We start from the raw sequence: 16,074 nt of genomic DNA, 5'->3' as shown, positions 1-16,074 counted from the left end.
CGCGCATCCGCCTCCTCTGACGCGGCTCAGTCCACCGCCGCCAGCTCGGAACCGGCCTCTTCCGACGTCGCCGCACCGGTGGCATCCTCGGACTCGCGCTCACGGTCGGGTGCGGGGCTGTGGCCGGCCGCATCACCCTCGGCTTTCTGGGAGTAGCGGGGTTTCGACGGCCACCAGTTGGCGTTCCCGATCAGCGCGGCGGCGGCAGGCACCGTGATGGTGCGCACCAGGAACGTGTCGAGCAACAGACCGACGCCGATGATGAAACCGATCTGGACGATGCTGGCGATGCTGCTCACCGTCAACGCGAACATCGAGGCGGCGAAGATCAGACCGGCCGAGGTGATCACTCCCCCGGTCGCTCCGACCGTTCGGATGATGCCGGATCTGATGCCCAGCCGCGATTCATCTCGGATTCGGGAGATCAACAGCAGGTTGTAGTCGGCTCCGACCGCCACGAGCACCAAGAACGCCATGCCCGGGACACTCCAGGAGAGTTCCTGGCCCAAGATGAACTGGAACAGCACCACGCCGATACCGAGCGCTGACAGATACGACAACACCACCGAGAGCACGAGGTACAGCGGTGCCACGATGGCCCGCAGCAGCACCATCAGAATCAGGAACACCACGATCAGCGTGATGACCACGATGTAGCGGATGTCGGCGTTGTAGAAGCCGCGGATGTCGCGGTTGACGGCCGAGAACCCCACCATCGAGATCTTCGCGTCGGACAGCGTCGTGTTCGGTCTGGCGCTGTTCGCGGTGGCGATGATCTGATCGATCTGATCCATCGCCTCACTGCCGAACGGATTCAGGGCCGTCTGGACGAGGTAGCGCACGGTGTGCCCGTCATCGGACACGAAGAGTTTGGCCGCCTTCTCGAACTCGGCCTGGGTGAGGATCTCCGGCGGAATGTAGAAGCCCGACATGGGCGGATTCGCCGCGTCGCGCTTCATCCCGAGCAGGAAGCCGGAGGCCTGGTCCAGACCACCGCCCATGGTCCTGGTCTGGTCGACGAGCAACTGCACACCGTCGGCGAGCTGGCGACTCGCATCGGCCAGGAGATTGGCCCCGTCCACCGCGGAGTTGATCTTCTGCTGCAGCCCATCCGGATCGTCCATGCCCAACTGCTGAAGCGCCTTGGTCGCCGTCGTCACCGTCGTCCCGAGGGATTCGACCGCCTCGTCGACGGTGTCTGTCCCCTCGGCCGACTCGAGTTGTCGGCTCAGGTCGGCGATGGTGTTGACGGTCCCGTCGTCATAGGCGGTGACGACGCGTTGCAGATCGGCCCGCGACGACACGCACGCCGGGTCGATGTTGCAGGCCGGACTGGCGTTGAGCGCGGTGACGGCGGGCAGGGCCCAGTCGCGGATCGCCTTGGCCTGGGCGATGTTCTGCCGCAGCGCATCACCCAGCGAGTGCATGTTCGTCACCAGTTTGGACTTCGAACCGACATCGGCGAGCGTCTTGTCCCCGCCGAACCGGGTCTGCATCTCCTTCAGCGCACCGACCAGGCCGCGCACCGAGCCGATCGCCCCGACCACCTGGGTGCGCACCTGGCCCAGGACGTCGGCGAGCTGGTGGGCCCCACCGCTGAGCCGGTTGAGGTTCTCGTCGTTGTTCGCGATGAGATTGGACGCATCGCGGAGCTTGCCGCCGACCTCACCGGCCTGGTAGGTGGCCTTCGCCTGTTCGAGGACCTCACCCGTGGGCCGGGTGATGCCGCGCACCACCTCGATGTCCGGCAGCTGGCTCACCCGCTGGGCCATCTGCTCCATGTCCGCCAGCGCCTTGGGCGTGCGCAGATCCTGCGGCGATTCGATCAGGATGAACTGCTGCAGCGTCTGACTGATCGGGAAATGCTTGTCCATCGCCTCGTAGCCGCGGTTGCTGGAGGAGTCGGCGGGCAGCGCCTTGCGATCGTCGTAGTTGTACTTGACCATCGCCGCGCACGAGGCCAGCGCCACCAGGATCACCAGGCTGCCGGCGAGGTGCGCGACAGGCCGGCGCACCACGTGGATGCCCGAGCGGCGCCAGAACCGCCCGGTGACGTCGCGGCGCGGCTTGACCCAGCCGCGGCGACCGGCCAGCGCGATCAGTGACGGAAGCAAAGTGACCGATGCCAGGAAGCCGATGAACACGGTTACCGCCAGTGCCGGGCCCACGGTGGAGAAGGCGCCGAGCTTGGTGAACATCAAGCCGAGGAAGGTGATCGCGACGGTGGCGGCCGACCCGGCGATCACCTCGCCGATCGAGCTCAGCGCGCTGACGACGGCCGTGTCCGACTCCATGCCGCCGCGCAGACATTCCTGATATCGGCTGAACAGGAACACCGCATAGTCCGTCCCGGCGCCCATAAGCATGCCGGTCATCAGCACGATCGTCTGCGGTCCGAGCCCGAGCCCGAGTTCGCCCAGGGCGGCCACCACCTGTTGGGCGACGATCATCGACACCCCGATGGTGATCAGCGGGATGAGCATCGCGACCAGGTTTCGGTAGACGATGATCAAGATCGTCAGGACCATCACGACCGTGGAGATCTCGATCAGGTGCTGGTCGCGCGCGCCGATCTTGTCGATGTCGTCGAACGTGGCGGCGGCGCCGACGACGTTGACCGCCAGGGTCGAATTCGCGGTGGCCTCGTTGACCGTCTTGATGGCGCTCCGGTAGGACTCCTGGCCCGGCCCGGTCCCCATCGTGCCGGCCAGACTCATCGGCAAGGTCCAGGCCTTCTGGTCCTTGCTGGTCATCGCCTGGCGCAGCTCGGGAATGTCGACGAAGTTCTGCGTGGACGTCACACTGGCGCTGTTGGCCTTCAGCTGGGCGACCAGGTTCCGATAGGTGGCCTCGTCGGCCTCGGACAGTCCGTTTTCATTGCTCAGTACGACGACGGCGAAATTGCCCGCGTCGGCCTCGTGGAAGGCGTCTTTCATCTGCTGCCCCGCCACCAGCACCGGCGCGTCGGCCGGCAGGAAATCGGGCGGGTTCTTCTGCGCCACTTCCATCAATGACGGAACGGCCAAGAACAGCGTCAGCGCGAGCAGCAACCATCCGAGAATGATCGTCACCGGGCGCCGGACCACCAGCTGACCAAGACCTGTGAATCCCACGCCGGCAAACGCGCCGCGGATCTTGGCGCGGCTGAACATTCCCATAGGCTACACGGCCGCCACGCGCAAACAACGGCTACGAGCCGCGGTCATCCTACGCACGGCGAGGGCTGCGACGATATCAGAAACGGGCTGATGCAGTGCACCCCTGGCAAAGTCGGCTTCGGCACATCCCCCGCGGCGGGAACCGAATTACCCACGGTCGCTGCCGACCTGGCACGCCTTACACCCCGGTCAGCGGCTAACGTGTACCCGAACCAGGGTGCCCAGCGCCCGAAGATCGACATTGGGTGGCCAGTGAAGTTTGTCGTGGCAGTCCACGGGACTCGAGGCGATATCGAGCCGTGCGCGGCGGTCGGCCTGGCGTTACGCGACCGTGGCCACGAAGTCCGGATGGCCGTGCCGCCCAACCTGATCGGGTTCGTCGAGAAGGTGGGCCTGGCACCGGCCACCGCGTACGGAGTGGATTCCCAGAAGCAACTCGACAACGACGTCTTCCGCAACTTCTGGAAACCGCAGAATCCGGTGACCGCCCTCCGCGAGGGCATCGCCTACATCGCCGAGGGCTGGGCCGACATGAACACCGCCCTGGCGCCGCTGGCCCACGGCGCGGATCTGATCTTGACGGGCACCACATATCAGGAAGTCGCCGCGAATGTGGCCGAACACCACGGCATTCCGCTGGCCGCACTGCACTACTTCCCGGCGCGCCCCAACCGCCAGATCGTCCCGATGCCATTGCCGGGTTGGTTGATCCGATCGGGCTTCGCGAGCCTGGAATGGGGACTCTGGCGCCTGTCGAAGAAAGCCGAGGATGCCCAGCGGCGCGAACTCGGCTTGCCGCCGGCACGGGTCCGCTCGGTGCGCCGCATCGTGGAGAGCGGCGCGTTGGAGATCCAGGCCTACGACGAACTGCTGTTCCCGGGCTTGTCCGCGGAGTGGGGCGACACCCGACCGTTGGTCGGCGCCATCACGATGGGATTGGGCACCGACGGCGATGACGAGGTGGCGTCGTGGATCGACGCCGGAAAGCCGCCGATCTACTTCGGATTCGGCAGCATGCCGGTCAGCAACCCGGCCGCCACGGTTCAGATGATCTCCGACGTCTGCGCCGAGCTGGGGCAGCGCGCACTGATCAGTTCGGGTGTGTGGGATCTGCCCCACGACCACGGGCCCGATCACGTCAAGATGGTCGGGGCCGTCAACCACGCGGCGGTCTTCCCCCGCTGCCGTGCTGTCGTACACCACGGCGGTGCGGGTACCACGGCAGCCGGCTTGCGCGCCGGGGTCCCGACGCTGATCTTGTGGGTGGCCGCCGACCAGCCGATCTTCGCGCGCCAGATCCGCCGGCTCAAAGTGGGTACGTCACATCGCTTTTCCGCACTCACCCCGGACCTGCTGCGCACCGCGCTGCAGACCGTGTTGCAGCCCGGATACGCCGCACGCGCGCGTGCGTTCGGGGCCGCGGCGACACCGCCGGAAACCAGTGTCGCGACGGCGGTCCGACTGCTCGAAGAAGCCGCCGTCGCCGGGCGCCGGTAGGGTCGGCTGCCATGTGGACCACCGTTCTGGCCCTTGCCATCGCGGTGAACTTCGATCCGACCCGCATCGGCTTCATCCTCGTCGTGCTGAGCCGGCCCCGCCCGATCCTCCAATTGGCTGCCTATCTGAGCGGCGGCGTGCTGATGAGCGCGGCCGTCGCGATCCTGGTGGTGTTCGTGGTTCACCGCGGGTTGTTCAGCATCCCCGAGATCGACGGAGCCACAGTACAAATCGCCGTTGGCGTGCTGGCGTTGCTACTTGCCGCGGGCCTGGCCGCCAGCACCTCGGTCAGCCGTCGGTCCCGCAGCAAGGTGGCCGCCGGCGGGGTCTCCCCCGGCCCGGACGACGGGAACGTCGCCAAGAAGCCCGGCCGCTTCGAGGGCAGCTCGCTGAGCACGTCCCCGTGGTTCTCGGGAGCGATGGGGGTCAGCACCGCACTGCCGTCGGTGGAGTACATGGCTCTGCTCGTGGTCATCGGGGCATCGAGCGTCTCGGCATGGGCCAAGGCGCTGACCATCGGCGTCTATCTTCTGGTCGCGAACATCGTGTCCGCGGTTCCGCTGGTGAGCTACTACATCGCCCCGGACCGTACGCGTACGGCTCTGGCAGGGTTCCAGAGCTGGATCCGGGCGCGCAAGCGGCGCGATTTCGCGGTGGTGCTCGCCGTGGCGGGTTGCGTGCTGATCGCCATGGGGATCGCCGGGCACTGACCGTTATTCGACGATGCCGGACAGGCTGAAATCGGACAGGGCCGCCAGCACGGTCTCGCGCAGCTCCTGTTTCGTATTGCCGGCGCCGACCGTCCATGCGCCCACGCTGATGAAGATCCGCCCGTGTACCCGCCCTGACACCAGCGAGAGATAGCCACCGATCCGGTTCAGGACTCGGGTGGTGATCTGAGGCTCGAGCAGGCGCAGCGAAACGAAGTCCGCGTCGGTACCGTCGGGACGGTTCATCGCCGGATCCAAATCTCCGATGTTGGAGCACCCGACGGGGTTGTCGACAGAGACCACCAGCGCCTCCAGCCGTCGGACCAAGGCCTTCGGCGTGAACGGCGTCAGGGGCAGCGGTGCGAGCAGCCGAGCCGACAGCTCGCCCGACTCCGCGAGAGCGGACTTCATCGCGCCGCGAACCGGGTTCAGGTCGGTGGTCACCGTGTCGGGGTCGGCCCGCATCTTCGCGGCGATCAACGCATTGGCGCGGGTATCGCCTTCAGTGCGCTCGCTGACCGGCCACGACAGTGCGATCGTCCCATCCGCGCCGGAACGGCCCAACCTCTTCCCCAGCCGTGCGGCCAGACCGGCGAACAACGAATTGCTGGTGCCGCCAAGCCGTCTCGCGCGTTCGTCCCACTGATCCAGATCGATGAACACCGCCACCGTCGGGGCCAGTACCGGACGGTCGTCGCCCGGCGGCGCCTCGGCGGCGGTCTTGAACGACGACGCCAGATCCTGCTGTTCGGACCGGGCCACCCGCACCCCGGCGACAACCGCCCGGCCGATCTCGGGTATCGAACGGAGCGCGGCCCCGGCATCGTCCACCAGTGCCCGCCGGCGGGGCCGTGACCCCGGAAGTGGGTAGCCCAGTTGACGATCGGCACCGTTCACCGCGTCGACGACCGCGATCGTCATTCCCTGACCGTCGACCACGGAGTGCGAGGCCACCAGGGACACCGCCGCGCCGCCGTCGGTGAAGGGCTGTACACCGAGATGCCAGGCCGGCCCGTGCTCCGGATCGATCGGCCGCCGCATCCGGTCGTCGGCCCACGTCCAGACGTCGGCCCGCGGGCACGTCCGCGCCGAGATCTCGACATCGGCGGGTCCGGCCGACGCCACCCAGCGGTGTCGTCCGAATGGCAAGGGCGACCGCTCGATACGTCGCCCGAGGAGCCCGTCGGCCAGATTGCGCTGGAATCGGCGGATGCCGTCCACGTCGACCGGGCGATCGTAGATCCACGTGTACTGCATCAGCGGTCCACGTTCCAGCGCCCGCAAACCCTGAAACGAGGCCTGGTCGATATAGGCGAGTCGACAATCCACGTGCGTCGGGTACCTCGCTACGCCGACTGCAGGCAGTCGTCGAGCCGGTTGAACTGACCGTTCTGGTACTGCTCCACGCACGAAGCCCGGCGGATCTTGCCGCTGGTGGTGATCGGGATCGCGCCCCGGGGTACCAGCACGAGGTCCGCGGCGCTGAGGCCGTATGCCTGCGAAATCGCCGCCGCCACATCACGTTTGATGGTCAACAGATTCTCCGCGACCGCTTCTTCGGTGTCGCCGCGCTTCTTGACCTCGATGATCGCGACCAGCTGCTCGGTGCGATCCTCCTCCACACCGATCGCCGCGACACGTCCGCCGGTGATCTCCTGGATGGTGGCCTCGATGTCGTCGGGATAGTGGTTGCGGCCCCGCACGATCAGCAGGTCCTTGATCCGCCCGATGATGAAAAGCTCGCCGTCCGAGATGAACCCGAGGTCACCGGTCCGCAGCCACGGCCCTTCCGGCGTACCCGCCGACGGGCCGGCCAGCTTGGCGCCGAAGGTGTACTCGGTCTGTTCGGGCTTCTCCCAGTAGCCGAGGCAGTTGTTCTCACCGTGCGACCAGATCTCGCCGATGACACCGGCCGGAACCTCGACGCGGGTCTCCGGGTCCACGATGCGCACCAGCGGTGATTCCGGAGTGCCGTATCCGACCAGTTCGGTGCCCGACCCGGGGGCACAGCGCTCTGCGTGCCCGGCCGACAGCTTCTCCGTTTCGAACGCCACCACGTTGGGCGGACCGGGCTGACCGGTCGCGACATACAGCGTGGCCTCGGCCAGACCGTAGGACGGACGCAGCACATCGTCGGGGAAGTTGAACTTGCCGAACCGCTGCGTGAAACGCTTCAGCGTCGCCTCGTGGACCCGCTCGGCTCCGCTCCACACCGCGATCACATCACCGAGATCGATACCGGCGATGTCCTCGTCCGACGTGCGGCCGACAGCCAGTTCGAAGGCGAAGTTCGGTCCGGCGGTGACCACGCGCGGATAGCTGCCCATCAACTGGATCCACCGCGCCGGGCGGGCCAGGAAGGCCAGTGGTGTGGTGAACACCGTGTGCCAGCCGCCCAGGATCGGTGCCACCACCCCGAGCATGAGGCCCATGTCGTGGTAGAAGGGCAGCCAGGACACCACATTGGTGCCCGGCGGCGGGACCTTGCCGAAGTGCGGGAAGAAATCGCACATCATCTGTTCGAAGTTGGCCGTCAGGTTGGTGTTAGTCACCATCACACCGGCCGGGGTACGGGTGGAACCGGACGTGTACTGCAGGTAGGCGGTCGCCGGACGCGCCTCGCGACTGCTGATCGCCTTGACCCGCGCGTCCAGATCGAGCGTATCGACCGAGATTACCGTCGGCGACGCCGAGTCCCCTTGCCGGACCGCATATTCGGTGACCGCGGCGCTGGATGGCGAGGTGGTGAGGATCACCGACGGCCGGCAGTCGCCGAGCACGGCCGATACCCGCTCATCGTGCACGCCGCCCATCGGGACCGACAGCGGAACCGCGATGAACCCGGCCTCGAGGGAGCCGAGGAAGGAGATGACGTATTCCAGGCCCTGGGGCGCGAGGATCACCGCGCGATCGCCGACCGCTCCGTGCTGCCGGATCACATGTGCCAGGCCGCGCACCTTGCGGTACAGCTGTGCCCACGTCAGCGTGACCGGCACGCCCTCCGGGTCCTGGTCGTAATCCAGGTAGGTGTAGGCGATGTCGTCGGGCTGCAGGCTGGCACGCTCCCGCAGAACACCGACCAGAGTCGTATCGTTCATCGATTCAGCCTTCCTCAGCTGTTCCAGTCAATCTCGCCGGTGAGATCGAATTCGGCCAGGGTCTTGGCCGCCAACTCGGCCAGCCTCGCCTTCGAATTCTGTTCGCCCGCTTGATATGCGGTGATCCCGATGGACACTTTTCCGCCGACCCGGGCGGATACCAGCACCAGCTGTCCGTCGTTGTCCTCCAGCTCCTGCCGGGTGGTGCCCTGATCGACACCCCGAAACACGATGTACTCGGCCTCGGTGCCGTCCAGCCTGGTCACGTCCGTGGTGAGATCGCCCAGATTCGAGCACGACACCGGCAGATCGTCATTCCCGAGGAATCCGTCGGCAACCTGCTTGAGCACCCCCTTGGGCACCAGCGGCGTCAGCGGCAACAACTGCAGGGTCTCGTCGGGCACCTCACGCAACGTCTTGAACGCCTGGCGGATGGCGCCGCGGGCGGCGGACTGGTCGGCGGTGACCGACATCGGGTCGATCTGCGCGGTGGCCAGCAGCATCGCGTTCGCCCGGGTATCGCCGTCGGTGCGGTCGTTGACGGCGATCAGCAACGTGACATCGCCTTCGGCGGCGCAGCGCCCCATCCGTTCACCGAGCCGTGCCGCGAATCCGGCCAGCATCGAGTAGCTGTTGCCACCGATCGCCTCCGCGCGCGCGTTCCAGTCCGCGAGGTCGACGAAGACCGAAATCGCAGGTAGCACAATCTGTTCAGCACCGTTCGGCACCACCCGCGCCGGCTTCGGCGTGGTCGTCTCGGCCACATCGGACTCCCGGCGCCGCAACAGTCCGATTCCGACGCCGATCGCGCCGGCCACCTCAGACGCGTCGGACAGGGTGGCCCGTAGATCGGCCGCGATGGCGCGTAACCTGCTGCGCGAGTTGGGTATCGGGTAGCCGAGGTCGGGCCGTCGGCCGGCGATGGCATCGGCGATGACCATCACTCCCCCGACACCGTCGCCCAGGCAGTGCGACACCACCACGGTCACCGCGGTCGAGCCGTCGGTCACCGGCAGCACGCCCATATGCCAGCCCGGACCGCGTTCGGGATCGATGGGCAACTGCGCCCGCTCGTCGATCCAGTCCCCGATCTCGGCCCGGGTGCGTGGCTCTGCGACATCGAGCGGCGCCTGGGGACCCACCGCGCTGACCCAGCGGTAGCGGCCGAACGGCAACGGGGAACGCTCGATACGGCGGCCGAACAGGCCACCACCGAAGTTCTCGTGGAACCGCCGGATGCCGTCGAAGTCCACGGGGTGGTCATAAACCCACGAACACTGCATCACCTGTACGCGCCCGGTGGCACGCATGGTCCGCACCGCGGCCTCGTCCCACAGTGACAGCCGGTTGTCCGGCAGAGCGGCAGCCGGCTTGGGTCGGTTGGGCAAAGAGAGGGATCTGGGCATACGTACCTACTCGATCACGCCGGTCAGTTCGAAGTCGGTCAGCGTCCGAGCGACCAGATCACGCAGCCAGGGCGTGGAGTTCGCCGAACCCGGCTGGTAGGCAACGACGCTGAGCGAGACCTTGTTGTCGACCTGGCACGCGACCACGGTGAGCAGACCACAGCGTTGCTCAAGGGCCCCCCGGGTGGCATACCGATCGATCCCGCGGAAGTAGACGTAGTCGGCCTCGGTGCCGTCGGCCATTGCCACCGCCGGGGGTACCACTCCCATGTTCGAGCACGAGACCGGTAGATCGGCCGCGAAGCCGAACACCACGTCGGCCATCTTGCGCACCACCCGCTTCGGGATGAAGGGGGTCAGCGGAAGCAGCTGCAACGTCTCGTCCGGAACGTCGCGGGCGGTGGCCAGGCCCTGCTTGATCGCGGCACGGGCCTCGGAGAGATCGGTGGTCACCTTCTGCGGGTCGATCGCGACGTTGACCAGCCGTACCGCGTTGGCCCGGGTGTCGCGATCCAGGGTGCGATCGTTTTGCGGAATGTTCAGCGTGACCGCGCCGTCCTCGGCGCGTACCCGTCCCATCGACTCGGCGAGTCTGGCCGCCAGGCCGGCCACCAGCGAATAGCTGTTCCCACCAAGAGTTTTCGCTCGCAGGTCCCAGTCCTCCACGGCGACGTAGACGGTGACGGCAGGCATGTAGACCCGCTCGTCCGCCCCCGCAACGACGCGGGGTCGCGCCGCGCCGGAACGCGAGATGTCGCCGCGCTTGCGTCGGGCCAGTTTGGTCGCGGCGACCACGGTGCGGGCCAGTTCGGGAGTTCCTCGCAGCGTTTCGCGCAGGTCCGCCCCGATGGCGCGCCACCGGGTGCGCGAGGCAGGCAGTGCGTGACCGAAGTCGGTCTTGTTGCCGTACACCGCATCCAGGATCGTGAGTATCCCGCCACCGCCGTCACCGAGGCAGTGCGAGCCCACCAGGCAGATCGCGGTGGAACCGTCGGTCATCGGCAGCACACCCATGTGCCAGCCCGGACCGTGTTCGGGGTCCAACGGCATCGCCGCGCGCTCGTCCACCCAGGCGCCGAGTTCCTCGCGCGACCGGGGCTGGGCGATGTCGAGATCGGCCTGCGGTCCCGGAGCCGCGACCCAGCGATGCCGGCCGAAGGGCAATGGCGAACGTTCGATCCGGCGCCCGAAGACCCCGTGACCGATGCCGTCGTGGAACCGGCGCAGACCGTCGTAGTCCACCGGCCGCTCGTAGATCCACACACATTGCATGACGGCTTCCTGGCCGGTGGCGCGCAGGCCGAGAAACATGGCCTGGTCGGTGAACTCCAGCCGGTCCGCTTGACGCGTGATGGCATCCGTCATCGCGCAGAATCCCCCAACATCGTCGTGCTCACGCAGTTTTCAGATCAAGGTCGGCATCGGCGCCGTCGAGCTCGCCGAGTGCCATCACCTCGTCGTGACCCTCGATCACCCGCAGGTACACCGCCTTCATCGCTTCCAGGTACCGAAGCACCGATTCCCGCGCGACGGGGTTGCTCGGGAAGGCCGCCGTGACGGTGGTGCGATCCTCCACCCGGTTCACCCACATCCCGACCTGGTACGCCGACCGGGAATCGCTGTACAGGGTGCCGTTGAGCCGCTGCCATTCGGCGATGACACCGGGCGACAGCAGGCCCGCGTCCAGGTACGACAACATCGGCACGCCGGGATCCGGGCTGCGGATGCCACTGTCGGGGTCGGCGATTTCGAGCACCCGCTCGAACGGGACGTGTGCCAGGCCCATGCCGCCGTCGAAGGACTGCTGGGCGGCTCGCGCGGTGGCGCCGAACGACGAGGTGGACACCCCGACAGTGATCGGGACCAAGCCGGTGAACCAGCCGGTGGTCATGAACTCGGCCTCGCTGCGCCGCGTCGTGGTCGGGGTGATCACCCGATAGGTCTCGGCGCCGGTGAGGGCATATTGAGCGATTGCGCCACAGGCGAATACGCCGCCGCTGAACCGGGCGCCCGCGGCCATGCAGGCCTGTTCGAACCGGTCCCCCTGCTCACGGTCGAGCAGCTCGACGGTGATCACGTCGCCCGTATGGGGCAATGACGGATCGCCGAGCGGTAGCGGGAACTGCGGCAGGGTCCCACCATTGGCCTGCAGGAACGTGATCCAATCCCGCACTTCCGGCGAGTCCGCATTGAGTTCGGCCGTGTACCGGCGCTGCTCCTGGCAGTACCGGTCGTAGCTACCGGCGTCGGGCAGCTGCAGCGGCGCCGCACCGTGCACCAGCGCCTGGTACATCATGTGGATCTCGACGAAGGCCAGACCCATGAACATGGCATCCGTATGGACGTGGTCCACGCTGATGTAGACGGTGAAATGGCTCTCGCGCTGAATGATCCCGAACCGGAAGCAGTCCCACTGCCACGGATCCGGGGTGGCCAGAATGTGCTCCCGCCATTGGCTCGCCGACATCTCGCCGTGCTTGGTGGGCACGAACTTGATGTCCCGCGGATTGTCCACGGTCCGACGGACGATCCGGTCGTCGTCGGTGTACTCGAACCAGCTGTGGAACGTGTCGTGGCGGCGCAGGTAGGCGTTGATCACGTGCGACATCGCACGCAGATCGCAGCGGCCGGGAACATCCCAGGCCGGGATGTTCAGCCGCGCCATGTCGGTGCCCTGCGACGTGTGCTTGCGGAAGGCCAACAGGTGCTGTTCCTGCTGATAGCTCACCGGGACGTCGCTGACCGGGGCTTCGGCCACCTTGGCCACCGATGCCCGCGAGGGGCTCCACGAGACCACCTCGCCGGGCTCGCCCGACCAGTCGTGGATTGGTTTCATCGCAACCACTGCGTATCTCCTGTCTCAACGACCACGCCGGGCGAAATGCACGTCGGTGAGCCCCCGGTCGGCACCTTGGCGCATTCCGTCATCACGACGAAACCGCTACGGGCGAATCCGGCGCCAGCGCGTCACAGAGCCGGTCGGCCAGAACCCTGATCGTGCTGATATCCGTTGCGCCGATACGTATACCGGTTTCGGCCTCGATCCGGGTCCGCACCTCGAGGGTGCCGAGCGAGTCGAGACCGTACTCGGCGAGCGGACGGTCCGGATCAACCGATCTGCGCAGGATCATGCTGATCTGCTCGGCGATCATCCGGCGCATCCGGCTCGGCCACTCGGCCGGGGCAAGACCGCGCAACTCCGTGAGGAATGCGCTGCCGCCCGCACCGCCACGTCCGCCACCGGCGGACGCGAACGCCTCGGCGAATCGGCTGTTCTGCGCGAACGCGGTGAGCCACGGGGTCCCGAGCACCGGCGCGTATCCGGTGTACGCGCGGTTGTGGCGCAGCAATGTCGAGAAGGCGTAGGCACCTTCCTCCGGCGAGATCGCCGCACCCGCACCGTCGGCCAGACCGGTACCACGGCCGATCTCCGACCACGGCCCCCATGCGATCGCCATGGCGGGCAGGCCCTGGCTGCGCCGCCAGTGGGTGAACGCGTCCAGCCAGCTGTTCGCGGCGGCATAGGCGCCCTGACCGGGCGAGCCGACCAGTGCTGCCGCCGACGAGAACGAGCAGAACCAGTCCAGCGACTGGCGCAGCGTCGCGCTGTGCAGATTCCAGGCACCGTAAACCTTGGGCGCCCAGTCCTTTTCGATGAGTTCATCGGTGATGTTGGCCAGCACCGCGTCTTCGACCACGGCGGCGCCGTGCAGCACGCCACGCAGCGGCAGGCCGGTCGCGCAGGCCACCTCGACCAGCCGGACAGCCGTGTCGGGCTCGCCGATGTCACCCAGCTCCACCGCGACTTCGGTGCCCGCGCGCCGAATCCGATCGATGACCGCCTGGGCTTCGTCCGACGGCGCCGACCGACCGTTGAGCACGATGCGGCCACAACCGGCCGCGGCGAGCTTCTCGGCCAGGAACAATCCGAGCCCGCCCAGCCCGCCGGTCACCACGTAGGCGCCGTCCGAGCGGAATGCCGGTGCCTCTTCCGGCGGTACCACCGCGGAGATCTGCCCGCCCTCCGGGATGTCGAGCACCAGCTTGCCGGTGTGCTCGGCCGCACCCATCACGCGGATCGCGGTGGCGCCGTCCTGCAGCGGGAAGTGGGTCGTCTCCGGCAGTGGCAGCGTTCCGTCGGCGATCCGCTGATAGCAGACCTCGAGCAGCCGACGCACGGTGTCGGGCTCGGTCAGGGCCAGCAGGGCCAGGTCGACGGCATAGAAAGACAGGTTGCGGCGGAACGGGAACAGCCCGAGCCGGGTGTCGCCGTAGATGTCGCGCTTGCCGATCTCGACGAACCGCCCGCCGAAGGACAGCAGCTCCAGCCCGGCCCGCTGGGCAGCACCGGTCAGCGAGTTGAGCACGATGTCCACGCCGTAGCCGTCGGTGTCCCGGCGGATCGCGTCGGCGAAGTCGGTGCTACGCGAGTCGTAGACGTGCTCGATACCCCAGCTGCGCAACAAGTCCCGTCGCGTCTCACTGCCCGCGGTGGCGAAGATCTCGGCACCGGCCGCTCGCGCGATGGCGATCGCGGCCTGTCCCACACCGCCGGTGGCGGAATGGATGAGCACTTTGTCTCCGGCCGAGATCCCGGCCAGATCGTGCAGGCCGTACCAGGCGGTGGCGTGGGCACTGGGCACGGCGGCGGCCCGGTTGACGGGCACGCCGGGCGGCAGCGTCACAGCCATGTTGGCGTCGCAGGTGACGAACGTCGCCCAGGCCCCGTCGGCCGAGATGCCACCCACCTGGTCACCGACCTGGTGGCTGACCACTCCGGGACCCACGGCCGTCACCACGCCGGCGAAGTCGGCACCCAGCTTGGGCAGGCGCCCCTCGAAGCTCGGGTACCGGCCGAAGGCCACCAGCACGTCGGCGAAGTTCAGGTTCGACGCCCGGACCGCCACCTCGATCTGCCCGGGTCCCGGCGCCACGCGTTCGAACGCGGCCAGTTCCAGGGACTGGATGTCACCAGGTGTCCGGATCTGAAGCCGCATGCCGTCGCGGGCCGGGTTCACCACCGTGGTGCGGCGTTCCTCCGGGCGGAGCGGGCCCGGGATCAACCGGGCTGCATACCAATTCCCACCACGCCAGGCGGTTTCGTCCTCGTCGGATCCGGCCACCAGTTGCGCCACCACCCGGGCCGGATCGGTGTAGTCGTCGACGTCGATCTGGCTGGCCCGCAGCCGCGGGTGCTCCATGCCGATCACCCGGATCAGGCCGCGGAGTCCGGCCTCCTCCAGATTCGCGGTGTCCTCGGCCAACACCGTCTGGGCGGTGCGGGTCAGCACATGCAGGCGTGGTGGCTCGCCGTGAACCTCGGTCAGTTCCCGCACGATGTGCACGAGATGCCGCACGGTGTCGCCGCCGCGGACGCCGGATTGATCGTCGGTGACGCCGCTGCGTGGCGCCGTCACCACGAGCACGTCGGTGAACGGCCGGGCGGCGAGGTACTCGCGCAGCCGTTCGGCATGCGCAGCGTGATCGGACCGCTGCGGCCACGCCATGGTCGTGACGTCGGCACCGTGGGTCTTCAGCGCATCGGCCAGCCTGGTCGCATTCAGATCGGCCGCGTCGGACGTGCTGATCAGCAGCCACCGGCCCGGCTCGCAGAAGTCCGGTTCGGGAAGCTCCTGCCGGCGCCATTCGATGGCAAGCAGCCGGTCGTTGAGGGTGCGCTCCTGCTGCCGGTCGGCCGATACACCGGTCCCCAGCTGCAAACCGCCGACGCTCAACAACACGGTGCCCTGCTCATCGAGCAGGTCGATGTCGACCTCGACGCCGGAGGCGGCGACATCGGTGATCCGCACCAGGCAGTAGTGAGTGTTGCGGGTCGAGCCGTACGCCCGGAGCCGTCGCACGCCCAGCGGCAGCATCAGTGTCCCGGTCAGGTCGCGCAGGGCCGGATGAGCGCCTGCCGCCTGGAAGCAGGCATCCAGCAACGCCGGATGGATCTCGTAGACGCCCTGCTGAGACCGGATCGACCCCGGCAGCGCGACTTCGGCCAGCACCGTGTCGACCGGGCCGTCCGTGTCGTCCGTGAGGTACGCGGCCACCAGCCCGGCGAAGGCCGGTCCGTACTGGATGCCGCGCTCGTCGTAGCCGGCCCGCATCTCGGCCCCCTCGATGCGCTGCCGGTGGGTCGCGAACAACGCATCGATGTCATGGCCGGGTCGGGCCGGGGCCGCGTCGGCCTCGAGGCGCC

The 16,074-nt window shown here is 67.7% G+C and carries 9 protein-coding genes; 2 read left to right on the top strand and 7 right to left on the bottom strand.

What is annotated here, in order from left to right; genetic code table 11:
- Nucleotides 1–26: 26 nt before the first annotated feature.
- Nucleotides 27–3,152, bottom strand: a complete 3,126-nt coding sequence (locus tag BN4332_RS03875) for an MMPL/RND family transporter (protein WP_084459167.1) — start codon at nucleotides 3,150–3,152, stop codon at nucleotides 27–29.
- A 258-nt stretch (nucleotides 3,153–3,410) separates the two neighbouring features.
- Here BN4332_RS03875 and BN4332_RS03870 point away from each other — a divergent pair, with 258 nt between their 5' ends.
- Both BN4332_RS03870 and BN4332_RS03865 read left to right on the top strand, forming a co-directional pair.
- Complete coding sequence (locus BN4332_RS03870; protein WP_066897257.1) at nucleotides 3,411–4,655, top strand: glycosyltransferase; 1,245 nt, start codon at nucleotides 3,411–3,413, stop codon at nucleotides 4,653–4,655.
- An 11-nt stretch (nucleotides 4,656–4,666) separates the two neighbouring features.
- Complete coding sequence (locus BN4332_RS03865; protein ID WP_066897256.1) at nucleotides 4,667–5,365, top strand: GAP family protein; 699 nt, start codon at nucleotides 4,667–4,669, stop codon at nucleotides 5,363–5,365.
- A gap of 3 nt (nucleotides 5,366–5,368) precedes the next feature.
- Here BN4332_RS03865 and BN4332_RS03860 read toward each other — a convergent pair whose 3' ends face one another.
- From BN4332_RS03860 to BN4332_RS03835, 6 genes are all read right to left on the bottom strand, one after another.
- Entirely contained in the window at nucleotides 5,369–6,694 is a 1,326-nt protein-coding gene (locus BN4332_RS03860; RefSeq protein ID WP_235654008.1) for a hypothetical protein, read from the bottom strand.
- A gap of 17 nt (nucleotides 6,695–6,711) precedes the next feature.
- Nucleotides 6,712–8,463, bottom strand: coding sequence for an AMP-binding protein (locus BN4332_RS03855; RefSeq protein ID WP_066897255.1), 1,752 nt, complete (start codon nucleotides 8,461–8,463; stop codon nucleotides 6,712–6,714).
- A 14-nt stretch (nucleotides 8,464–8,477) separates the two neighbouring features.
- Entirely contained in the window at nucleotides 8,478–9,869 is a 1,392-nt protein-coding gene (locus BN4332_RS03850) for a wax ester/triacylglycerol synthase domain-containing protein (RefSeq protein ID WP_066897254.1), read from the bottom strand.
- Between the two features lie 6 nt (nucleotides 9,870–9,875).
- The gene (locus tag BN4332_RS03845) at nucleotides 9,876–11,234 is read right to left on the bottom strand and encodes a wax ester/triacylglycerol synthase domain-containing protein (protein WP_066897253.1); all 1,359 of its coding nucleotides are present in this window, start codon (nucleotides 11,232–11,234) and stop codon (nucleotides 9,876–9,878) included.
- 28 nt (nucleotides 11,235–11,262) lie between these two features.
- Nucleotides 11,263–12,714, bottom strand: coding sequence for a condensation domain-containing protein (locus BN4332_RS03840; RefSeq protein WP_084459161.1), 1,452 nt, complete (start codon nucleotides 12,712–12,714; stop codon nucleotides 11,263–11,265).
- Between the two features lie 82 nt (nucleotides 12,715–12,796).
- Nucleotides 12,797–16,074, bottom strand: a 3,278-nt coding sequence (locus BN4332_RS03835) for an SDR family NAD(P)-dependent oxidoreductase (protein ID WP_160110801.1), incomplete at its 5' end; no start/stop codon positions are given.

This window comes from Mycolicibacterium houstonense (genome assembly GCF_900078665.2).
In the GTDB taxonomy this organism is placed as follows: Bacteria; Actinomycetota; Actinomycetes; order Mycobacteriales; family Mycobacteriaceae; genus Mycobacterium; species Mycobacterium houstonense.
This window is presented reverse-complemented; position numbering and strand designations above follow the sequence as displayed.

Coding starts and splice junctions, on each gene's coding strand:
- BN4332_RS03850 (WP_066897254.1), bottom strand. CDS start 9,869: ATGCCCAGATCCCTCTCTTTGCCCAACCGACCCAAGCCGGCTGCCGCT.
- BN4332_RS03865 (WP_066897256.1), top strand. CDS start 4,667: ATGTGGACCACCGTTCTGGCCCTTGCCATCGCGGTGAACTTCGATCCG.
- BN4332_RS03855 (WP_066897255.1), bottom strand. CDS start 8,463: ATGAACGATACGACTCTGGTCGGTGTTCTGCGGGAGCGTGCCAGCCTG.
- BN4332_RS03845 (WP_066897253.1), bottom strand. CDS start 11,234: ATGACGGATGCCATCACGCGTCAAGCGGACCGGCTGGAGTTCACCGAC.
- BN4332_RS03875 (WP_084459167.1), bottom strand. CDS start 3,152: ATGTTCAGCCGCGCCAAGATCCGCGGCGCGTTTGCCGGCGTGGGATTC.